Here is a 22,170-nt window from a genome sequence, read left to right as displayed (position 1 = left end):
CGCCAGGGTGCTGCGGAGGTCGGCGACCTCCTTGGTGAGCGCCGCGAGGGCATGGCGCGCAGCATCGAGGTCGGCCACCCGGGCCACCTCGGCCCTCTTGAGGGCGGACTCGACCTCGGACTGCACCAGCGTGAGCAGGTTGGCGCGGTTCGACTTGGCTGCCTCGAGGAGCTGGTCGGCCAGCGTCGAAGCCTGGACGGCACGTCGCGTCACCTCGTCGGCTCCCGGGAGCGCGAGCAGCCCCTGCGCGGCCTCCATGGCCCGTGCCTTGGTCATCTCCCCCAAGCCACTGGCGAGCTGCACGTAGCTGCGCACTGATTCGAAAGCCATCGCGGTCCTCCTCATGGGGGCGGCACCCTGTCGCCCGTCGCCCTCACGCTACTGCCAGCGCTCGATGTCCGACACCAAGGACGCCACGGCCGCGGTGTCGAGGTCGCCGAGGTCCAGGGCCTCGTGCAGCGCGGCCAGCCCGGCTCGGGCGGCCTCGATGTCACTGCCCCGGCTGGCGACATCCCAGCGCCCGTCGATGATCCGGCGGCTGTCGGCGCCGCAGGACCACCAGCGGTAGTCGGTCTCGGCAGGCACGTAGTCCGCGCACAACGCGCGCAGGTCCTCGACGACATACGTGGGTCGCTGGGCTGGGGGCGCGACCGCGAGGCTGCTCACCGAGTCCACGCCCGTGAGCACGAGCACCGAGTCCATCCCGGTCGCGACGGCGCCCGCGATGTCGGTGTCGAGACGGTCGCCCACCGCCAGCACCTGCGCCGGATCCAGCCCGAGACGTTGGGCGGACAGGCGGTAGAGCGGCGCATGTGGCTTGCCGACGACCGTGGGCTCGACCCCGGTGGCCGTGCGCACGGCGCCCACGAGGGTCCCGTTCCCGGGGGCGGTCCCGCGGTTGGTCGGCAGCGTCGCATCGGTGTTGGTGGCGACCCAGATCGCGCCGGCCGACACGGCGTAGGCCGCCTCGGCGAGGTCGCTCGCCGTGACGGCCGATCCATATCCTTGGAGCACACCGGCGACCTGCGACTCCTCGACCTCGTTGACCGCGGCCGGACGCAGGACCCGGAAGCCGGCTTGGAGCAACGCCTCCGACACCCCGGCGCCACCGACGGCCAGGACGGTCGCGCCGCGCGGCAGTCGTGCCAGCAGCTCGACCGCGCCGGCCTGCGAGCTGGTCACCACGTCGCGGGCGGAGACGTTGAGGCCGAGCTCCGTCAGGTGGGCTGCGACCTCGCCCGCAGGCCGCGAGGCGTTGTTGGTCGCGTAGAGGACGGGGACACCCAGGTCGTCCAGGGCTGCGACCGCGTGGTCCACGGCCTCTGGCCCGCGGTAGACGACCCCGTCCAGGTCACAGACGACAGCCGAATACCGCGCAATCAGGCGCCCCGCCACTCAGCGGCCCTCGGAACCCTCGGTGTGCCCTCCGGGCTCCGGCAGGTTCTCGGCGTCGTCGTCCTCTCCGTCGAGGAGGTCGGTGAGGATGATGCCGTCGAGCTCGGCCAGCCGGTCGGCGGCGTCGGTCTCGAGCTCCTCGTCGACCGCGGCCGCCCGGGCGAACCAGGTGCGGGCTTCCTCGTCCTGGCCAAGGCTGAGGACCGCCTCGGCATACGCGTAGGCAAGTCGGGCGGACCACGGCTTGCGAGCAGTCCCGCGAAGCTGTGGGATCTCCAGCGCCTGCCGCGACGCCTCGAGCTGACCTAGATCGCGTCGGATACCGGAGACGACGATGGCCAGCTCGACCCGTTCCTCGACGGCCAGGGTCTTGGCCTCGGGAGACGTCGCCAGCTCGAGGGCGCGCTCCGGACGGCCCAGCCCACGCTCGCAGTCGACCATGAGGGCCAGCATGTGCGACGACCCGCTCAACCGGCGTGCCGTGCGGAACTCGCTGAGAGCCCGAGCCCACTCCCCCTTGCGGTAGGCCACCAGGCCCAGCGCCTCACGGGCCGCGGGCACCCGGCCGGCTCGGCGCACCGCTGTCTCGGCGTGCGCCTCGGCACCCTCGAAGTCCTCGGCCTCGAGCATCGCCGCGACCATCACGAGGTGCTGGGCAACGCCCTCGGCGTTCTCCTTGCTCAGCGTCCGCAGTTGCTGGTGCACCGAACGGTCCAGCTCCTTGCCCGTCACACCTTCGGCGATCCGGGGCTCGGGGAGCTTGGGTTTGCGGGGGGCCAGTCGCGGGCCGCTGGGTCGTTCGCTGGTGCCGAAAGCGCCTGCGTCCCGGTCCCTTCCACCACGGGGGCGGTCGGGGCGCGAACCACCGGCGCCGCCGCGCCCACCAGGGCCCCCGGACCTGCCACCGCCGCGGGACCCACCGTCACGCGACGCACCGTCACGGTCACCCCAGCTCGAGCCGCCCCGGTCGGAGCCGGGACGTCCGCCCCCGGACCTGCCACCGGGCCTGCCACCACCGGAGCCACCGGAGCGACCGGCCCCGGATCCTTGCGGACGCCGATCCTGGCCGCCTCGGCCTGACTGGTTCTCGGGCACGGAACTCTCCTCGCTGTGCTGGTGTCGGGTGAAGTCTACGGACATTGCCTGGCGTCGTGGCCAGACCCCAATGGGTGGCCGACAACGTCCAGCAAAAGCAAAAGGGCCTCCCCGTATGGGAAGGCCCTTTTGAAAGTATGTCCGGCTGCGTCCTACTCTCCCACACCGTCACCAGTGCAGTACCATCGGCGCTGAAGGGCTTAGCTTCCGGGTTCGGAATGGAGCCGGGCGTTTCCCCTTCGCTATGACAGCCGAAACTCTATGGAGATTTCAATCGGATTCCCGACCGTATCTCGGGAACCACACAGTGGACGCGTAGCATCTTTGTAATCAAGTTATCGGCTTATTAGTACCAGTCAGCTACATGCATTGCTGCACTTCCACGTCTGGCCTATCAACCCAGTAGTCTAGCTGGGAGCCTCTCGGACCGAAGTCCATGGAAACCTCATCTTGAAGCGTGCTTCCCGCTTAGATGCTTTCAGCGGTTATCACTTCCGAACGTAGCTAATCAGCCGTGCTCTTGGYAGAACAACTGACACACCAGAGGTTCGTCCATCCCGGTCCTCTCGTACTAGGGATAGCCCTTCTCAAGTTTCCTACGCGCACAGCGGATAGGGACCGAACTGTCTCACGACGTTCTAAACCCAGCTCGCGTACCGCTTTAATGGGCGAACAGCCCAACCCTTGGGACCTACTCCAGCCCCAGGATGCGACGAGCCGACATCGAGGTGCCAAACCATGCCGTCGATATGGACTCTTGGGCAAGATCAGCCTGTTATCCCCGGGGTACCTTTTATCCGTTGAGCGACGGCGCTTCCACAAGCCACCGCCGGATCACTAGTCCCGACTTTCGTCCCTGCTCGACATGCCTGTCTCACAGTCAAGCTCCCTTGTGCACTTACACTCAAAACCTGATTGCCAACCAGGCTGAGGGAACCTTTGGGCGCCTCCGTTACCTTTTAGGAGGCAACCGCCCCAGTTAAACTACCCACCAGGCACTGTCCCTGATCCGGATCACGGACCGAGGTTAGATATCCAGAACGACCAGAGTGGTATTTCAACGTTGACTCCACCGACACTGGCGTGCCGGCTTCAAAGTCTCCCACCTATCCTACACAAGCCGTACCGAACACCAATACCAAGCTGTAGTAAAGGTCCCGGGGTCTTTCCGTCCTGCTGCGCGTAACGAGCATCTTTACTCGTAGTGCAATTTCGCCGAGTTCGTGGTTGAGACAGTGGAGAAGTCGTTACGCCATTCGTGCAGGTCGGAACTTACCCGACAAGGAATTTCGCTACCTTAGGATGGTTATAGTTACCACCGCCGTTTACTGGGGCTTAAATTCTGAGCTTCGCTCCGAAGAACTAACCCGTCCTCTTAACCTTCCAGCACCGGGCAGGCGTCAGTCCGTATACATCGTCTTGCGACTTCGCACGGACCTGTGTTTTTAGTAAACAGTCGCTTCTCCCTGGTCTCTGCGGCCGATCACGCTCGGGCAGCAAGTGCCGTCACGATCAGGGCCCCCCTTCTCCCGAAGTTACGGGGGTATTTTGCCGAATTCCTTAACCACGATTCACTCGATCGCCTTGGTATTCTCTACCTAACCACCTGAGTCGGTTTGGGGTACGGGCGGCTCGAACCTCGCTAGAAGATTTTCTAGGCAGCATAGGATCACTGATTTCACCCCTACGGGTTACCCATCAGGTCTCAGGCTATGTGAACGGCGGATTTGCCTACCGTTCGCCCTACACCCTTAGACGTGGACTACCATCGCCACGCTCAGCTACCTTCCTGCGTCTCTCCATTGCTTGACTACTACTAGATCGGGTCGCGCGCTCCACTCGAGTCAGTCCGAAGACGTCATCGAGCTTCAGGCGCTTAGCATTACTAGGTTCGTCATGGGCGGTTCTTTGCCGGTACCGGAATATCAACCGGTTGTCCATCGACTACGCCTGTCGGCCTCGCCTTAGGTCCCGACTTACCCAGGGCAGATTAGCTTGACCCTGGAACCCTTGGTTATTCGGCGGACGGGTTTCTCGCCCGTCATTCGCTACTCATGCCTGCATTCTCACTCGTGTGGCCTCCACGGCTGGATCACTCCGCCGCTTCCCTGGCCACACGACGCTCCCCTACCCATCAACACGCTTGGACCGTGGATCCTCAGATGTCACGGCCGGGCAGATGTGTCAATGCCACAGCTTCGGTGGTGTGCTTGAGCCCCGCTACATTGTCGGCGCGGAATCACTTGACCAGTGAGCTATTACGCACTCTTTAAAGGGTGGCTGCTTCTAAGCCAACCTCCTGGTTGTCAATGCAACTCCACATCCTTTCCCACTTAGCACACGCTTAGGGACCTTAGATGGTGGTCTGGGCTGTTTCCCTCTCGACTACGGAGCTTATCCCCCGCAGTCTCACTGCCACGCTCTCACTTACCGGCATTCGGAGTTTGGCTAACGTCAGTAACCTGGTGAGGCCCATCGGCTATCCAGTAGCTCTACCTCCGGTAAGAAACACGTGACGCTGCACCTAAATGCATTTCGGGGAGAACCAGCTATCACGGAGTTTGATTGGCCTTTCACCCCTACCCACAGCTCATCCCCTCAGTTTTCAACCTAAGTGGGTTCGGTCCTCCACGACGTCTTACCGTCGCTTCAACCTGGCCATGGGTAGATCACTCCGCTTCGGGTCTAGACCCAGCGACTAAATCGCCCTATTCGGACTCGCTTTCGCTGCGGCTTCCCCACACGGGTTAACCTCGCCACTGAGCACTAACTCGCAGGCTCATTCTTCAAAAGGCACGCTGTCACCCCACAAGGAGGCTCCAACGGATTGTAGGCAAACGGTTTCAGGATCTATTTCACTCCCCTCCCGGGGTACTTTTCACCTTTCCCTCACGGTACTTGTCCGCTATCGGTCACCAGGGAATATTTAGGCTTAGCGGGTGGTCCCGCCAGATTCACACGGGATTTCTCGGGCCCCGTGCTACTTGGGATACTTCTCTGGAGTTCGCGTCATTTCGTCTACGGGGGTAGCACCCTCTGTGCCGGGCCTTTCAATGCCCTTCGACTATAACGCGAATTTTTGACTCCATGCTGGCCTGTCAGAGCCAACTGAAAAGTCCCACGACCCCGAACATGCAACGCCTGACAGCTATCACACATGCTCGGTTTAGCCTCTTCCGCTTTCGCTCGCCACTACTCACGGAATCGCGGTTGCTTTCTCTTCCTGTGGGTACTGAGATGTTTCACTTCCCCACGTTCCCTCTACTCACCCTATGTGTTCAGGTGAGAGTGACTGGACTTGCCTCCAGCCGGGTTTCCCCATTCGGAAATCCTCGGATCACAGTCTGGTTATCGACTCCCCGAGGCTTATCGCAGATTCCTACGTCCTTCTTCGGTTCCTGGTGCCAAGGCATCCACCGTTTGCCCTTATAAACTTGAGTTTACAAAGATGCTCGCGTCCACTGTGTAGTTCTCAAGGTACGGGCGGCCCTTCACTCGTGCCGGCGCCTACCGCGTGGTGTCTGTTCAACAGCACCGTGCGGTGGTTCGTCCGGAGTGAAGGTCCTAGGCCGTTAACCGGCCTGAAGGTGAGCTCAATGCCCGAGCCTTCAGGACCCAACAACGTGTCAGGCGCCTCCCCCGCTCGATTGCGTTCCACTGCCGGGACTCCCGAGGGAGACCAGCTTGTACTTGCGACACGAGTCGGTGTCAGCGCCAAATAATCGATGTTCCACCCTTGAGCACCTGCTGTAGGACGTACGCCCACAGACCAGGCTCTGGATCGCTTTCGCGACCAGTGCTCCTTAGAAAGGAGGTGATCCAGCCGCACCTTCCGGTACGGCTACCTTGTTACGACTTAGTCCCAATCGCCAGTCCCACCTTCGACGGCTCCCCCTCAAAGAGTTGGGCCACCGGCTTCGGGTGTTACCGACTTTCGTGACTTGACGGGCGGTGTGTACAAGGCCCGGGAACGTATTCACCGCAGCGTTGCTGATCTGCGATTACTAGCGACTCCGACTTCATGGGGTCGAGTTGCAGACCCCAATCCGAACTGAGACCGGTTTTTTGGGATTCGCTCCACCTCGCGGTTTCGCAGCCCTTTGTACCGGCCATTGTAGCATGCGTGAAGCCCAAGACATAAGGGGCATGATGATTTGACGTCATCCCCACCTTCCTCCGAGTTGACCCCGGCAGTCTCCTATGAGTCCCCACCATAACGTGCTGGCAACATAGAACGAGGGTTGCGCTCGTTGCGGGACTTAACCCAACATCTCACGACACGAGCTGACGACAACCATGCACCACCTGTATGCGAGTGTCCAAAGAGTTCTGCATCTCTGCAGCGTTCTCGCATATGTCAAGCCTTGGTAAGGTTCTTCGCGTTGCATCGAATTAATCCGCATGCTCCGCCGCTTGTGCGGGCCCCCGTCAATTCCTTTGAGTTTTAGCCTTGCGGCCGTACTCCCCAGGCGGGGAACTTAATGCGTTAGCTGCGGCACGGATCTCGTGGAATGAGACCCACACCTAGTTCCCAACGTTTACGGCATGGACTACCAGGGTATCTAATCCTGTTCGCTCCCCATGCTTTCGCTTCTCAGCGTCAGTAGTGGCCCAGAGACCTGCCTTCGCCATCGGTGTTCCTCCTGATATCTGCGCATTTCACCGCTACACCAGGAATTCCAGTCTCCCCTACCACACTCTAGTCTGCCCGTACCCACCGCAAGTTCGGGGTTGAGCCCCGAAATTTCACGGCAGACGCGACAAACCGCCTACAAGCTCTTTACGCCCAATAATTCCGGACAACGCTCGCACCCTACGTATTACCGCGGCTGCTGGCACGTAGTTAGCCGGTGCTTCTTCTGCAGGTACCGTCACTTTCGCTTCTTCCCTGCTGAAAGAGGTTTACAACCCGAAGGCCGTCATCCCTCACGCGGCGTCGCTGCATCAGGCTTTCGCCCATTGTGCAATATTCCCCACTGCTGCCTCCCGTAGGAGTCTGGGCCGTGTCTCAGTCCCAGTGTGGCCGGTCGCCCTCTCAGGCCGGCTACCCGTCGTCGCCTTGGTGAGCCATTACCTCACCAACAAGCTGATAGGCCGCGAGTCCATCCCAGACCGAAAAACTTTCCAAACGGTAGCCATGCAGCTCCGTTTCATATCCGGTATTAGCTCCGGTTTCCCGGGGTTATTCCAGAGTCTGGGGCAGGTTACTCACGTGTTACTCACCCGTTCGCCACTGATCACCCAAGAGCAAGCTCTCGAGGTCACCGTTCGACTTGCATGTGTTAAGCACGCCGCCAGCGTTCGTCCTGAGCCAGGATCAAACTCTCCATTGATGTTTAGCTCGTGGACCCGAAGGACCACGAAACTGCTACCCAAGAAGGGTTGTTTCACTGACTGAGCAAGAACAACTAGCTATTGCTAGATGATTCATTGTCAACCAAAGGATTTTCGTTCTCAGTGACTGCTGGCCAAGCCGAATGACCTGGTTCGCTGCCACCTCGAGACGAGGTAATTGGCATCGATTTTTGACACGCTGTTGAGTTCTCAAGGTTCGGACGCGCACCATCGGCGGACTTTTCAGTCGGCGTCCGGGGCAACCCTTCAAAGTTACTCGCTTCGCTCTTGGGCGTCAAATCCCGCGCTTCTCGTAAGAAGCGGATGGATCGAGCGCGCTTGGCTCTCCGCGAGGTGTCCCACTGTAGCAGTCTCTCGACTCGCTCCGGACCACCCTGTCGGGCCGTCCAAGCGCTCCGGCGAACCGGTTGCTTTTCTGCGGGGCTCCCACTGTAGCAGCCTCTCGGCGAGCTCCTGACCACCCTCTCGGGCGCTCCGAAGCCCTCTGGTTTCCCAGGTGCTTTTCGGTGGGGTCTGCCCCGGGACCGGCCTACTTCGCCAGGACTGACGTCCTTGCGGTGGTGTCCGTTCCTCCCTGTCGGGCTGACGTCGAGAACATTAGAGGGGCCTCGCCGCAAAACACAAATCCGCAGGTCAGCGGCTTGCGGGCCATCGAGACCACCGTGCAGGCACCGTGCGTCCAGGCCCCGGGTGTCCCGGGTCTCCCGGGTCAGGCGGGTCTGCGGCCAGCGGCCAGCGACTTGCGGCCCCGTCGGAACAGGGCCACCTGGCCGTGCAGGAAGTCCGACTCCCCCAGCACCTGCTCGGGGTCGGTCAGCTTGACGTTGTTGAGTGACGCCCCACCGTCGCCGATCGCCCGGCGGGCGGCGTTCCGCGAGTCCACCAGCCCCACGGCCACGAGGGCGTCGGTCACGGACATCCCCACTGCCACCTCCCCACCGGGCAGCTCCGCGGTGGCGTCCCCCAGCGTGCGGGCGTCGAGGGAGGTCACGTCGCCCTTGCCGAACAGTGCCACCGAGGCCGCCTCGACCGCGGCGGTGGCTTCGGCACCGTGGACGAGCGTCGTGACATCCGCGGCCAGGGCCCGCTGCGCCTCCCGCAGGAACGGCTTGTCCACCAGGGACCGCTCGAGCTCGGCGATCTGCTCCTGCGTGCGGTCGGTGAAGACGCGCAGGAGCTTGACCACGGAGGCGTCCTCGGTGTTGATCCAGTACTGGTAGAAGGCGTAGGGGCTGGTCATCTCCGGCGAGAGCCAGATGGCGTTGCCCTCGCTCTTGCCGAACTTGTTGCCGGCGGCGTCGGTGAGCAGCGGGGTCGTGAGCAGGTGCACCGACGCGCCCTCGACCCGGTGGATGAGGTCCGAGCCGGCCGTGAGGTTGCCCCACTGGTCCTGGCCGCCCGTCTGCAGCGTGCAGCCGTAGTCCCGGAACAGCTGGAGGTAGTCGAGCCCCTGGAGCAGCTGGTAGCTGAACTCGGTGTAGGAGATGCCCTCCTCCGAGTTCAGCCTCGCGGCGACCGCGTCCTTCTTGACCATCTGGTTGACCCGGAAGTGCTTGCCGATGTCACGCAGGAAGTCGAGCGCCGACATCGGCGCCGTCCAGTCGAGGTTGTTGACGAAGACCGCGGGGTTGTCCCCCTCAACGGACAGGAACGGGYGCACCTGCCGCTCGATGTTCGCCACCCACTCGGCCGTCTGCTCCTTGGTCTTGAGGATGCGCTCGGACGACGGTCTCGGGTCGCCGATCAGCCCCGTCGACCCACCCACGAGGCAGATCACCCGGTGGCCCGCCCGCTGCAGGTGGCGCAGCACGACCAGCTGCACGAGGTTGCCGAAGTGCAGCGACGGCGCCGTGGGGTCGAAGCCGCAGTACGCCGTGATCGGCCCGTCGGCGAGGGCCTCGCGCAGCGCGGACTCGTCGGTGGTCTGCGCCACCAGCCCTCGCCACTGCAGCTCGTCGAGGATGTTCGTCACGGCGTGTGTGCTCCCTGTCGTGTGCTCCGGGGCCACCGGCCGGTGGCCCCTGCACAGCCTGCCCTATGCCCGGGGGGCGCGTGCACGCGGTTTTGCAGGTCGGTACACCGAGACCGTGGGCTCCCCGTCGAGCCAGAACCTCCACGGGTATGCCGCGCCGTCGCCGCCCGCGCCGCTCACCCCGACGCGGGGTCCGGTGCGGATCCGGTGCGCCCGAACCCGCTCGACGGGTGCGTGGAACCCGGCCGGGGCGTCAGCTGCGCAGGCGTCGAGGCCGGACTGCTCACCGGCCAGCGCGAGGGTGGTCGCCAGCCTGGCCGGACCGCGGGCCCAGTCGCGCCGGGCGATCCCGGTGCGCCGGGCCGCCGCGAGCTCCTCGCCGCCCACCACCTCGCCCGCGCGGAGCAGGACCGCGCTGGCCTCCCCCGGCGGGCCGCAGACGACGTTGGCGCACCAGTGCATCCCGTAGGTGAAGTAGACGTACAGGTGGCCTGCGCCGCCGAACATCACCTCCGTGCGCGGGGTGGGACCACGGAAGGCGTGCGAGCCGGGGTCGGACGTCCCGGCATACGCCTCGACCTCGGTGAGGCGCACCGTGACGCCGGCGTGCGTGAGGGTCGCCCCGAGCAGTGCCGGCGCGACGTCGAGGACGTCCTCGGCGAAGAAGGCGCGCTCGAGGCGTGCGCCTAGCTCGAGCGGCGACGGATCTTGTTGCCCAGCCACACGACGGGATCGTAGTGACGGTCGACGACGCGCTCCTTGAGGGGGATGAGGGCGTTGTCGGTGATCTTGATGTGCTCGGGACAGACCTCGGTGCAGCACTTGGTGATGTTGCAGAAGCCGAGCCCGTGCTGCGACTTGGCGGCCGTGCGGCGGTCGGCGGTGTCGAGCGGGTGCATGTCGAGCTCGGCGATCCGCATGAGGAAGCGAGGCCCGGCGAAGCTGGCCTTGTTGTCCTCGTGGTCACGCACGACGTGGCAGACGTCCTGGCACAGGAAGCACTCGATGCACTTGCGGAACTCCTGGCTGCGCTCGACGTCGACCTGCTGCATGCGGTAGTCGCCCGGCTCCAGGTCGGCAGGTGGGCTGAACGCCTGGACCTCGCGGGCCTTCTGGTAGTTGAAGGACACGTCGGTGACCAGGTCGCGCTGGACGGGGAAGGCGCGCAGGGGCGTGACGGTGATCGTCTGGTCCTCGGTGAACGTGCTCATGCGGGTCATGCACAGCAGGCGCGGGCGGCCGTTGATCTCGGCGCTGCACGAGCCGCACTTGCCGGCCTTGCAGTTCCAGCGCACGGCGAGGTCGGGCGTCTGGGTCGCCTGGAGGCGGTGGATGATGTCGAGGACGACCTCGCCCTCGTTGACCTCGACGGTGTAGTCCTGCAGGGCACCGCCCGCGGCATTGCCGCGCCACACCTTGAACTTCGCGTCGTAGCTCATGACTGTTCGCTCCCCTGCTCACGGTCCTGCTGGGTGGAGGAGCCGCCGGCGTCGAGGCGGGCCAGCTCGGGTTCGGTGAGGTACTTGGACAGCTCGGTGCGCTCGAACAGCTCGAGCAGGTCCTGGCGGATCTCGGGAACCGGCTGACGGGTCAGGTGCACGCCGCCGCCGTCGTCGAGGCGGCAGATGAGGTTGACCTCGCGCCACTGCGGGTCCATCGCGGGGTAGTCCTCACGGGTGTGGCCGCCACGCGACTCGGTGCGCTCGAGGGCGGCCAGGGCCACGCAACGGCACACGGCCAGCATGTTGCGCAGGTCGAGCGCCAGGTGCCACCCGGGGTTGAACTGCCGATGCCCTTCGACACCAACGGATTTCGCTCGCTCGTCGAGGCCGTCGAGCATCTCGAGCGCCTCGCGGACCTCGCCCTCGCGCCGGATGATCCCGACGAGGTCGTTCATCCGCTGCTGCAGCTCCTGGTGCAGGGAGTAAGGGTTCTCGGCGGCGTCCCGGAAGGGAGCGAGGGCCACCTCGGCTGCCGCGTCGATGTCGGCCTCCGACACGACAGGACGCGAATCGCCTAGTCCCGCAACGTAGTCGGCAGCCCCGAGCCCAGCGCGCCGACCGAACACGAGCAGGTCGGACAGGCTGTTCCCCCCGAGCCGGTTGGAACCGTGCATGCCCCCTGCGACCTCGCCCGCGGCATACAGGCCGGGGACCGAGGTGGCCGCGGTGTCGGCGTCGACCTCGACGCCACCCATGACGTAGTGGCAGGTCGGACCGACCTCCATCGGCTCGGCCGTGATGTCGACGTCGGCGAGCTCCTTGAACTGGTGGTGCATCGACGGCAGCCGTCGCCGGATCTCCTCGGCCGGGAGCCGGGTCGAGACGTCGAGGAAGACACCACCGTGCGGTGAGCTGCGCCCCTCCTTGACCTCGTTGTTGATGGCGCGAGCGACCTCGTCACGCGGCAGCAGCTCGGGGGGTCGCTTGTTGTTCTCGGGGTCCTTGTACCAGCGGTCTGCCTCTTCCTCGGTGTCGGCGTACTGGCCACGGAAGACGTCGGGGACGTAGTCGAACATGAAGCGCTTGCCCTCGGAGTTGCGCAGCACTCCCCCGTCGCCGCGCACCGACTCGGTCACGAGGATGCCCTTGACCGACGGGGGCCAGACCATGCCGGTCGGGTGGAACTGGATGAACTCCATGTTGACCAGCGACGCCCCGGTGCGCAGCGCGAGTGCGTGCCCGTCGCCGGTGTACTCCCAGGAGTTGCTGGTGACCTTGAACGACTTGCCGATGCCACCCGTCGCGAGGATGACGGCGGGCGCCGAGAAGAGGACGAACCGGCCGGACTCGCGCCAGTACCCGAACGCCCCGGCGACGGCGCCGTCGGTCTTGAGGACGTCGGTGATGGTGAGCTCGGCGAAGACCTTGAGCCGGCTCTCGTAGTCGCCCGTCTCGCGGTGGTCGTCCTGCTGGAGACTGACGATCTTCTGCTGGAGGGTCCGGATCAGCTCGAGGCCGGTGCGGTCGCCGACGTGGGCGAGGCGGGGGTACTCGTGGCCCCCGAAGTTGCGCTGGCTGATCCGGCCGTCAGGCGTGCGGTCGAACAGCGCCCCGTAGGTCTCGAGCTCCCAGACGCGCATCGGCGCCTCCTTGGCATGGAGCTCGGCCATGCGCGGGTTGTTGAGGAACTTGCCGCCGCGCATCGTGTCGCGGAAGTGGGTCTGCCAGTTGTCCTTGTCGTTGGCGTTGCCCATCGACGCGGCGATGCCGCCCTCGGCCATGACGGTGTGCGCTTTGCCGAACAGGCTCTTGCAGATGATCGCGGTGCGCAGCCCCTGCTCGCGCGCCTCGATGGCCGCGCGCAACCCGGCACCGCCTGCCCCGATGACGATGACGTCGTAGTCGTGGCGTTCGAGGTCGGTCACAAGCGCTCCTCAGTTGATGAAGCGGAGGTCGGAGAGGGTGCCCGAGGACACCAGGGCGATGTAGGCGTCGGTGACGACCAGGCTGCCGAGGGTCACCCACGCGAAGGTCATGTGCCGGGCGTTGAGCTTGCCCACCAGGCCCCATGCCCTGTAGCGCAGGGGGTGACGCGAGAAGTGGTTGAGGCGTCCGCCCACGATGTTGCGGCAGGAGTGGCAGCCGAGGGTGTAGCACCAGAGCAGGACGACGTTGGCCACCAGGATCAGGCTGCCGAGCCCGACACCGAACTCGCCGTCCTTGCCCCGGAAGGCGTGCACGGCGTCATACGTGTTGATGAGGCTGATCAGCACCGCGGCGTAGAAGAAGTAGCGGTGGAGGTTCTGGGCGATCAGCGGGAAGCGGGTCTCGCCCGAGTAGGACCGGTGCGCCTCGGGGACGGCGCATGCCGGCGGCGAGTTCCAGAAGGAGCGGTAGTAGGCCTTGCGGTAGTAGTAGCAGGTCAGCCGGAAGAGCAGCAGGAACGGCAGCGTCAGGATGGCCAGCGGGATCAGGGCCGGGAAGGGCCCGAACCACTCGCCGAAGTGGGCGGAGCCGGGGACGCAGGTCTCGCTGACGCACGGCGACGCGAACGGGGTGAGGTAGCCGTAGTCCGCGACGAAGTAGTCCTTCTGGGTCGCGGTCCGGACCAGGCCGTAGAGCAGCCAGGCGCTGAAGCAGAGGAAGGTGACGAAGGGCTGGAGCCACCAGCGGTCCTCACGCAGGGTGCGCGCGGCGATGCGGGCGCGGCCGGGGGCGTGGACACCCCCGGAGAAGGGAGCCTCAGCCACCCTGGTGTCCGGCCTCGTCGTCGGCGTCGGCCCACATCTGCGGGTCGTAGTCGTCGTCGGGGATGAAGACGATCTCGCCCGGCCCCCCGGCGCGGTCCTGGGACCCGACCCCGGCGCCGCGCGCCAGCAGGTCGACGTCGTCGGCGAGCCGCACCACGTCGTCGCGCAGCCGCTGCACGTCGATGGTGTTGCCGAGCTCCTTGGAGAGCGCGGTCACCGCTCGTCGCAGTCCGGCCACGTGCCCTGCAGCCGTCGTGAGGTCGTCGCTGACGCCCATGACACCGTCCTTCCGGGGGCTGGAACGGGTCGCCTGTGACCCGCGTCACGAACCTATCGCGTGCCCGCCGAGATTTCTCGCAAGCGCCGGTGTGAACCCGTGGAGCCGGTCGGCCTGCCGGTCAGCGCACGTCGAGGGGCCGGCGGGCCCAGGAGCGTCCGTCCGCGGCCCGCTCCTGCACGGTCGCCAGCTGCTCACGGACGCGCTCCGGGGCGGTGCCGCCCTTGGCATCGCGTGAGGCGAGCGACCCCTCGACGCTGAGGACCTCGCGGACACCGGGGGTCAGGTGCGGGGAGATCAGGGCGAGGTCCTCGTCGGTGAGGTCCCACAGCTCGATCCCGCGCTGCTCGCAGTGCTGGACGCAGGACCCCGCCACCTCGTGCGCGACGCGGAAGGCCACGCCCTGCCGGACCAGCCACTCCGCGATGTCAGTGGCGAGCGAGAAGCCCTGTGGAGCCAGTGACTCGAGGCGGTCGGTGTGGAAGGTCAGGGTGGCGACCATCCCGCTGAACGCCGGGAGCAGGACCTCGAGGGTGTCGACGGCGTCGAAGACCGGCTCCTTGTCCTCCTGGAGGTCACGGTTGTAGGCCAGCGGCAGTGCCTTGAGCGTGGTCAGCAGGCCCGCGAGGTCGCCCACCAGGCGCCCGGCCTTGCCACGGGCCAGCTCGGCGACATCGGGGTTCTTCTTCTGCGGCATGATGCTCGACCCCGTGGAGTAGGCGTCGTCGAGCGTGACGAAGGAGAACTCCTTGGTCGCCCACAGGACCACCTCCTCGGCCAGCCGGGAGATGTCGACCGCGGACATGGCAGCCACGAAGGCGAACTCGGCGACGAAGTCCCGCGACGCGGTGCCGTCGATGGAGTTCTCGACCGAGGCGKCGAAGCCGAGGTCGGCGGCGACCGCCTCGGGGTCGAGGCCGAGCGAGGAGCCCGCGAGSGCACCCGAGCCGTACGGCGACACCGCCGCGCGGGTGTCCCAGTCCTGCAACCGGTCGACGTCGCGCAGCAGCGCCCAGGCGTGGGCCAGCAGATGGTGTGACAACAGGACGGGCTGGGCGTGCTGCAGGTGCGTGCGACCCGGCATGGCGACGCCGAGGTGGCGGCTGGACTGCTCGACCAGGGCGTCCACGACGTCGAGCAGCAGCCCGGCGACTGAGCGGGCGTGGTCGCGCAGGTACATGCGGAACAACGTCGCCACCTGGTCGTTGCGCGAGCGGCCGGCCCGCAGGCGACCGCCCACGTCGCTGCCGGCGCGCTCGATCAGGCCACGCTCGAGGGCGGTGTGGACGTCCTCGTCGCCCTCGTCGGGGACGAACGAACCCGACTCGACGTCGGCGCGCAGTTGCTCGAGGGCCGCCAGCATCGCCTCCAGCGTGCCGTCGTCGAGCAGCCCTGCGTGGTGCAGGACCCTGGCGTGGGCCCGGCTCCCGGCGAGGTCGTACGGAGCCAGCCGCCAGTCGAAGTGGGTCGACTTGCTGAGCGCCGCGAGCGCGTCGGCGGGCCCGCCTGCGAAGCGACCGCCCCAGAGGCTCACCCGTTCCGAGCCGTTCGTCCGGGGGGCCTGGTGCTCGGTGCTCAACGCGGGGTCTCCTCGGTGGGTGGGGCGGGGGTGCGAGTCGGGTCGCCGGGGGTTCGGGTCGGGTCGCCGGGACTCGCGAGGCCCAGCAGGTGGTTGGCGGTCCGCCGGCTGGCGGCAGCACCGGTCGTGATGACCATGATCGTGTCATCACCGGCGATGGTGCCGAGGACGTCCTCGATCTCGCAGTGGTCGATCGCGGAGGCGAGGAAGCTCGCCGCACCCGGCGGGGTGCGCAGGATCACGAGGTTGTGCGACGGCTCGGCGGTGACCAGCAGCTCCTCGCAGCCGCGCCGCAGGCGGTCGGTGAGCTCGGGCTGACCCGGCGCGGGACGCACGGTTCGGTCGCCGCCCTCTCCGGGCACGGCATACACGAGGCTCTTGCCGACCCGGATCTTGACGGCTCCGAGCTCGAGGAGGTCGCGCRACAGGGTGGCCTGGGTGACCTCGATGCCGTCCTCGGACAGCAGGCCGAGCAGGTGGGTCTGCGACCGGACCGCGTGCTTGCCCAGCAGCTCGACGATGCGGCGCTGTCGGCCCGTGCGGGTGGCGGCGATGGTCATCGTCACTCTCCCTCCAGGAGGAAGGACAGCAGGGCCTTCTGGGCGTGGAGACGGTTCTCGGCCTCGTCCCAGACGACCGACTGCGGCCCGTCGATGACGGTGGCCTCCACCTCGAAGCCGCGGTAGGCGGGCAGGCAGTGCAGGAAGATCGCCTCGGGCGAGGCGGTCTGCATGAGGGCCTCGGTGACGGCGAACGGGGCGAAGGGCGACGCGGTGCCCTGCCGCTCGCCCTTCTCGGACTCCATGCCCATCGAGACCCAGGTGTCGGTGACCACGACTTCCACGCCCTCGACCGCGGCCTTCGGGTCCGCCGTCACCTGGACCGACCCGCCGTGGGCTGCCGCGAGCTGGGTGGCCCGCGCCAGGATCTCCGGGGCCGGTTGGGCGCCGTCGGGCGTCCCGATCCGCACGTGCATCCCGGCCAGGGCGCAGCCGAGCAGGTAGGAGTGCGCCATGTTGTTGGCGCCGTCGCCGACGTAGCCGAGGGTGAGCCCGGCCAGGTCGCCCTTGTGCTCGGTCACCGTCAGCAGGTCGGCGAGGATCTGGCACGGGTGGAAGTCGTCGGTGAGCGCGTTGACTACCGGGACGCCGGCGTGGGCCGCCATCTCCTCGATGCGGTCCTGCCCGTAGGTGCGCCAGACCACCGCGGCCGACTGGGGTCCGAGGACGCGCGCCGTGTCGGCGATCGACTCGCGGGTGCCGATCTGCGCGAGGTTGCCGTCGACGACGAGCGGGTAACCGCCCAGCCCCGTGATGGCGCCGGCGAAGGACACCTGGGTGCGCAGGGTCGGCTTGTCGAAGACGACGGCCACCGTGCGGGGGCCCTCGAGCGGACGACGTGAGAACGGAGCCGCCTTGAGCTCCCGGGCCCGACGCAGCACCAGGGCCTGCTCGTCGGCGGTCAGGTCGTCGTCACGCAGGAAGTGGCGCACGCTCACGGCTGCTCCTCGGGTCGGCGGGCGGCGTCGAGCAGCCCGGGCAGTGCCTGGATGAAGGTGTCGAGCTCCGCCTGGCTGACCACCAGCGGCGGCGCGAGCCGGATGGCGTGGGGCGCGACGGGGTTGACGATGAAGCCGGCTTCCCGCGCGGCTGCTGCCACGGCGGTGGCCACCTCGGCGTTGAGGACGATGGCACGCAACAGACCGGCCCCGCGGACCTCGCTCACCAGGGGGTGGTCCAGGGCGGTGATCGCGTCCACGAGGTGCTGCCCCATGGCCTCGGCGTGCGCGAGCAGACCCTGCTCCTCGATGACCTCGAGGACCGCGAGACCGGCCGCGGCGGCGAGCGGGTTGCCGCCGAACGTCGTGCCGTGCTGCCCGGCGGTGAGGAGCCCGGCCACCTCGGGGCCGAAGGCGATGAGCCCGCCGACAGGCACTCCCCCACCCAGCCCCTTGGCGACCGTGACCGCGTCGGGGACGATCCCGGCCTGCTGGAACGCGAACCACGTCCCGGTCCTGCCGATGCCGGTCTGGATCTCGTCGAGGACGAGCAGGGCGCCGTGGGCGGTGGTGAGCTCACGAGCCAGCTGCAGGTATGCCGGGCCGGGGCTCAGCACGCCGGCCTCGCCCTGGACGGGCTCCAGGACCACGGCGGCGGTGTCGGGCCCCACGGCGGCGCGCAGGGCGTCCTCGTCGCCGTACGGGACGTGGGTGACGCCGGGGATCAGCGGCTCGAAGGGCTCGCGGTAGGCGACCTTGTGCGTGAGGGCGAGGGCGCCGGTGGTGCGACCGTGGAAGGCGCCCTCGGCGGCGACCAGGCCGCTGCGTCCAGTGCGGCGGCTCAGCTTGATGGCCGCCTCGATGGCCTCGGCGCCGGAGTTCGCGAAGAACACCGCCGAGCCCGGGGGCGCGCCGGCGACCTCGATCAGCCGCTCGGCCAGCGCGATCTGGCCCTCGGACGTGAACAGGTTCGAGACGTGGATCGCCTCGCCGGCCTGCTTGCTGATGGCCGCGACGAGGGCGGGGTGGCCGTGCCCCAGGGCGTTGACCGCGATCCCCCCGACGAGGTCGAGGTAACGGTTGCCGTCGACGTCCCAGACGTGGCAGCCGGACCCGTGCGAGAGGACGAGCGGCGGCAGGCCGAAGACACCCATCACCGAGCGCTGGTAGCGCTCGAGCAGCTCGTCGTTGCGGGCGCCCATCAGGAGTCCTGCCCGATCGTGGCCTCGGCGCCCGCCGCACCGATGTCGGACGGCGGGTCCGGCAGGACCATGGTGCCGATGCCCTCGGAGGTGAACACCTCGAGCAGCAGAGAGTGCGGCTGCCGGCCGTCGATGACGTGCGCCTGCGGCACGCCCTCGTCGACGGCCCGGATGCAGGCCTCGAGCTTGGGGATCATGCCGGAGTCGACCCGTGTCAGCAGCTCCCTGGCCCCGCTGACGCGCAGTGACGACAGGAGCGAGTCGCGGTCCGGCCAGTTGGCGTAGACGCCCTCGACGTCGGTGAGCATGACCAGCTTGTGCGCGCCGAGGGCGACGGCGAGCGCGGCCGCGGCGGTGTCGGCGTTGATGTTGAGCACCTGCCCGTCGACGTCGAGGTCGGGCGCGACGGTCGACACGACGGGGATGCGCCCGGCGTCGAGGATGTCCTGCACGGCGCCGGGGTTGACGGTGACGACGTCGCCGACCAGGCCGAGGTCGACCGCCTCACCGTCGACCTCCGTGCCACGCCTGCGCGCCCCGAACAGCCCGGCGTCCTCACCGGACAGCCCGACGGCCACCGGGCCGTGCTGGTTGAGCAGGCCCACCAGCTCGCGGCCCACCTGACCGGTGAGCACCATCCGGACGACGTCCATCACCTCGGGCGTCGTCACCCGCAGGCCACCCCGGAACTCGCTGTGCAGGCCCAGCCGGTCGAGCATCGCCGCGATCTGCGGACCCCCGCCGTGCACGACGACGGGGCGCAGCCCGGCATACCGCAGGAAGGCGACGTCCTGCGCGAAGGCGGCCTTGAGGTCGTCGTCGACCATCGCGTTGCCGCCGTACTTGACCACGACGAGGGCGCCGCGGAACTGCTCGAGCCAGGGCAGCGCCTCGACGAGCGTCTGGGCCTTGCCCTGGGCGACGCGTAGCGCGGCAGCGCCGATGTGTCCACGGACGGTGTTGGTGGGCAGGCCGGTGGCCTGGGAGGGCGAGGTCATGAGGAGTAGGCCGAGTTCTCGTGGACGTAGTCGTGGGTCAGGTCGTTGGTCCAGACGGTCGCGGTCTGGTCCCCGGCGTGCAGGTCGACGACGACGTGCACCTCACGCGGGGTGAGGTCGACGAGGCTGCGGTCCTCGCCGACGCCGCCGGCCCGGCACACCTGGACGCCGTTCATCGAGACGTCCAGCGTGAGCGGGTCGAAGTCCGCCGCCGTGGTGCCGACCGCGGCGAGCACGCGGCCCCAGTTGGGGTCGTTGCCGAAGACCGCGCACTTGAACAGGTTGTTGCGGGCGATCGACCGGGCCACCTCGAGGGCGTCGGCCTCCGACGCGGCCGTCCGCACCTCGATGGCGATGTCGTGGTGCGCCCCCTCGGCGTCCGCGATGAGCTGGCGCGCGAGGTCACCGCAGACCTCCGTGACGGCCGCGGCCAGGTCGTCGGCCCCGACCGCCACACCCGAGGCCCCGGAGGCCAGCAGGAGGACGGTGTCGTTGGTGGACTGGCAGCCGTCCGAGTCGATCCGGTCGAAGGTCGTCGCCGTGGCGGCCCGCAGGACGCCCTTGAGCTCACTGGGAGCCACCACTGCGTCGGTGGTGACGACGACGAGCATCGTCGCGAGCGCCGGGGCGAGCATGCCGGCACCCTTGGCCATCCCGCCGACCGTCCAGCCGTCGCGCGTCGTGACGGCGACCTTGTGGACCGTGTCGGTGGTCTTGATCGCCACGGCCGCGGCCTCGCCGCCGTCGGGGTCCAGCTCGCCTGCCGCAGCCTCGACACCGGCGAGGACCTTGTCCATGGGCAGCAGCTCGCCGATGAGGCCGGTCGAGCAGACCACCACGTCGTGCGACGAGATGGCGAGCAMGTCGGCGACCTTCTCGGCGGTGGCGTGGGTGTCGGCGAAGCCCTGCATACCGGTACAGGCGTTGGCGCCACCGGAGTTGAGCACGACCGCGTCGACCCGGCCGTCACTCGAGGACTGCCGCGACCAGGTCACGGGTGCGGCCTCGACGCGGTTGCTGGTGAAGACCGCGGCCCCGTGGTGGTCGGGTCCGTCGTTGACGACGAGGGCGAGGTCAGGGGCTCCGGTCGTCTTGAGCCCGGCCGCCACGCCGGCGGCGCGGAACCCCCGGGCCGCCGTCACGCTCATGAGCCGCCTCCGGAGAGCCTGGCGGGCGCGGCGGTGTTGCCGTCCCGCTTCCACGTCGCCATGGCCTCGTCGGCGTGCTGGGCCTCGATCAGGATCCAGTCGGTGTCGTAGGTCGACAGCGCCAGGATGCTGATGCCCTGCTTGGCCAAGGGCTCGAGCAGCCCGGAGAGGACCCCGACCGTCGAGAAGTCGAGCGGCCCGGCGATCTCAAAGGCGGTGAGGGGCCCCTGGACGCGGACCCCGCCCTGCGGGACGGAGGTGAAGGCGCAGACGACCGACGTCTCGCTGTCGGTGTAGGTGATCGACGCCAAGGGGCCGGTCCGCCAGTCCCAGGTCGGCTCCTCGCCCGCCGGCAGCCGCACGAAGGCGACCGGCTCGGCATGCCTCATCAGGTGCAGGGGAAGGCTCACGGCGCCACCCCCGCCACCGGGAGGCCGGCTGTCTCGGGCAGGCCGAGGGCGAGGTTCATGCACTGCACCGCCGCACCCGCCGTGCCCTTGGTGAGGTTGTCCACGGCCGCGACCACGACCACGCGCCCGACGCGCTCGTCGAGTGCGACCTGGACGTGGACGCAGTTGCTCCCGAGCACGTTGGCGGTGGACGGCCACTGACCAGTGGGCAGGAGGTGCACGAACGGCTCGTCGGCGTACGCCGCCTCCCACGCCTGCCGTATGCCGGTCGCGCCGGCTCCGGCGCCGGCCTCGGTGAGCCGGGCGGTGCAGGTCGCGAGGATGCCGCGGGGCATGGGGGCCAAGGTCGGGGTGAACGAGACCCGGACCTCCCCGGCCCCGGCCGCTGTGAGGTTCTGCTCGATCTCGGGGGTGTGCCGGTGCGTGCCACCCACGCCGTACGGCGACATGGCACCCATCACCTCGGCACCCAGCAGGTGTGGCTTGAGGGACTTCCCGGCCCCGGAGGTGCCCGAGGCGGCGACGACCACGACGTCCTCGGTCGCGAGCAGCCCGGCCGCGAAGCCCGGCGCGAGCGCCAGGGTCACCGCCGTCGGGTAGCAGCCGGGCACGGCGATCCGCGGCGTGCCGCTGAGCGCCTCGCGTTGGCGACCCCCACCGGCGAGCGGGAGCTCGGGCAGCCCGTAGGCCCACGACCCGGCATACGGGGTGTCGTAGAACGTCGTCCACGCCTTCTCGTCACGCAGCCGGAAGTCCGCGCCGCAGTCGATCACCACGGTCTCCGCGGGCAGCTGCCCCGCGAGCGAGGCGGAGTGCCCGTGCGGCAGGGCGAGGAAGACGACGTCGTGACCGGCAAGCGTCTCGGGGGTGGTGTCCTCGACGGTGCGCCCGGCAAGCGGGGTCAGGTGCGGGTGGATCGGGCCGAGTAGGCGACCGGCACTCGACCCAGCCGTCAACGCACCGATCTCCACCTCGGGGTGCGCCAGCAGCAGCCGGAGGAGCTCACCCCCGGCATACCCGCTCGCACCGGCCACGGCCACAGTCACCAT

17 protein-coding genes and 3 rRNA genes are annotated in these 22,170 nt (G+C 67.7%); all 20 read right to left on the bottom strand.

All coding sequences use genetic code 11. The features are described from left to right. Positions 1 to 330 (bottom strand): hypothetical protein (locus AC1DV7_RS04675; protein ID WP_477595066.1); only part of this gene is annotated, 330 nt, incomplete at its 3' end. A 48-nt stretch (positions 331 to 378) separates the two neighbouring features. Beyond that, complete coding sequence (locus AC1DV7_RS04670) at positions 379 to 1,395, bottom strand: HAD-IIA family hydrolase (protein ID WP_477595064.1); 1,017 nt, start codon at positions 1,393 to 1,395, stop codon at positions 379 to 381. Then, positions 1,396 to 2,127 (bottom strand): tetratricopeptide repeat protein, encoded by a 732-nt coding sequence (locus AC1DV7_RS04665; protein WP_477595063.1) that lies wholly within the window; start codon positions 2,125 to 2,127, stop codon positions 1,396 to 1,398. It abuts the gene before it with no gap. A 502-nt stretch (positions 2,128 to 2,629) separates the two neighbouring features. Then, positions 2,630 to 2,746 (bottom strand): 5S ribosomal RNA (gene rrf, locus AC1DV7_RS04660). A 70-nt stretch (positions 2,747 to 2,816) separates the two neighbouring features. Next, positions 2,817 to 5,930, bottom strand: a 23S ribosomal RNA gene (locus tag AC1DV7_RS04655). Positions 5,931 to 6,297: 367 nt separating this feature from the next. After that, positions 6,298 to 7,823: ribosomal RNA gene (locus AC1DV7_RS04650) — 16S ribosomal RNA — on the bottom strand. Together the 16S, 23S and 5S rRNA genes form the textbook arrangement of a ribosomal RNA operon. A 731-nt stretch (positions 7,824 to 8,554) precedes the next feature. Then, entirely contained in the window at positions 8,555 to 9,817 is a 1,263-nt protein-coding gene (tyrS, locus tag AC1DV7_RS04645) for a tyrosine--tRNA ligase (protein ID WP_477595061.1), read from the bottom strand. Between the two features lie 63 nt (positions 9,818 to 9,880). Further along, positions 9,881 to 10,540: a DNA-3-methyladenine glycosylase gene (locus AC1DV7_RS04640; RefSeq protein WP_477595059.1), complete on the bottom strand. Its 660-nt coding sequence runs from the start codon at positions 10,538 to 10,540 to the stop codon at positions 9,881 to 9,883. Continuing rightward, positions 10,504 to 11,256 (bottom strand): succinate dehydrogenase/fumarate reductase iron-sulfur subunit, encoded by a 753-nt coding sequence (locus tag AC1DV7_RS04635; RefSeq protein ID WP_477595057.1) that lies wholly within the window; start codon positions 11,254 to 11,256, stop codon positions 10,504 to 10,506. Before AC1DV7_RS04635 ends, AC1DV7_RS04640 begins: the two co-directional genes overlap by 37 nt. Further along, complete coding sequence (locus AC1DV7_RS04630) at positions 11,253 to 13,184, bottom strand: fumarate reductase/succinate dehydrogenase flavoprotein subunit (protein ID WP_477595055.1); 1,932 nt, start codon at positions 13,182 to 13,184, stop codon at positions 11,253 to 11,255. The genes AC1DV7_RS04635 and AC1DV7_RS04630 overlap by 4 nt, the downstream gene beginning before the upstream one ends. 9 nt (positions 13,185 to 13,193) lie before the next feature. After that, the gene (locus AC1DV7_RS04625; RefSeq protein ID WP_477595053.1) at positions 13,194 to 14,009 is read right to left on the bottom strand and encodes a hypothetical protein; all 816 of its coding nucleotides are present in this window, start codon (positions 14,007 to 14,009) and stop codon (positions 13,194 to 13,196) included. Then, positions 14,002 to 14,286: a hypothetical protein gene (locus AC1DV7_RS04620; protein WP_477595051.1), complete on the bottom strand. Its 285-nt coding sequence runs from the start codon at positions 14,284 to 14,286 to the stop codon at positions 14,002 to 14,004. Before AC1DV7_RS04620 ends, AC1DV7_RS04625 begins: the two co-directional genes overlap by 8 nt. Positions 14,287 to 14,407: 121 nt before the next feature. Next, the gene (argH, locus tag AC1DV7_RS04615; RefSeq protein ID WP_477595049.1) at positions 14,408 to 15,865 is read right to left on the bottom strand and encodes an argininosuccinate lyase; all 1,458 of its coding nucleotides are present in this window, start codon (positions 15,863 to 15,865) and stop codon (positions 14,408 to 14,410) included. Continuing rightward, positions 15,862 to 16,425 (bottom strand): arginine repressor, encoded by a 564-nt coding sequence (locus AC1DV7_RS04610; protein WP_477595047.1) that lies wholly within the window; start codon positions 16,423 to 16,425, stop codon positions 15,862 to 15,864. The genes argH and AC1DV7_RS04610 overlap by 4 nt, the downstream gene beginning before the upstream one ends. A gap of 2 nt (positions 16,426 to 16,427) precedes the next feature. Further along, positions 16,428 to 17,357: an ornithine carbamoyltransferase gene (argF, locus tag AC1DV7_RS04605; protein WP_477595074.1), complete on the bottom strand. Its 930-nt coding sequence runs from the start codon at positions 17,355 to 17,357 to the stop codon at positions 16,428 to 16,430. 2 nt (positions 17,358 to 17,359) lie between these two features. Beyond that, positions 17,360 to 18,565, bottom strand: a complete 1,206-nt coding sequence (locus AC1DV7_RS04600) for an acetylornithine transaminase (protein ID WP_477595045.1) — start codon at positions 18,563 to 18,565, stop codon at positions 17,360 to 17,362. After that, positions 18,565 to 19,563, bottom strand: coding sequence for an acetylglutamate kinase (gene argB / locus AC1DV7_RS04595; RefSeq protein WP_477595043.1), 999 nt, complete (start codon positions 19,561 to 19,563; stop codon positions 18,565 to 18,567). Before argB ends, AC1DV7_RS04600 begins: the two co-directional genes overlap by 1 nt. Further along, on the bottom strand, positions 19,560 to 20,711 hold the full coding sequence (argJ, locus tag AC1DV7_RS04590) for a bifunctional glutamate N-acetyltransferase/amino-acid acetyltransferase ArgJ (RefSeq protein ID WP_477595041.1): 1,152 nt from the start codon (positions 20,709 to 20,711) through the stop codon (positions 19,560 to 19,562). The genes argB and argJ overlap by 4 nt, the downstream gene beginning before the upstream one ends. Beyond that, positions 20,708 to 21,121 (bottom strand): ACT domain-containing protein, encoded by a 414-nt coding sequence (locus AC1DV7_RS04585; RefSeq protein ID WP_477595039.1) that lies wholly within the window; start codon positions 21,119 to 21,121, stop codon positions 20,708 to 20,710. Before AC1DV7_RS04585 ends, argJ begins: the two co-directional genes overlap by 4 nt. Continuing rightward, on the bottom strand, positions 21,118 to 22,170 hold the full coding sequence (gene argC, locus AC1DV7_RS04580) for an N-acetyl-gamma-glutamyl-phosphate reductase (RefSeq protein ID WP_477595037.1): 1,053 nt from the start codon (positions 22,168 to 22,170) through the stop codon (positions 21,118 to 21,120). The genes AC1DV7_RS04585 and argC overlap by 4 nt, the downstream gene beginning before the upstream one ends.

Source organism: Pedococcus sp. P2_E4, from assembly GCF_056403935.1.
Note: the sequence above shows the minus strand (reverse complement) of the source record. Positions and strands in the feature narration are given on the sequence as shown.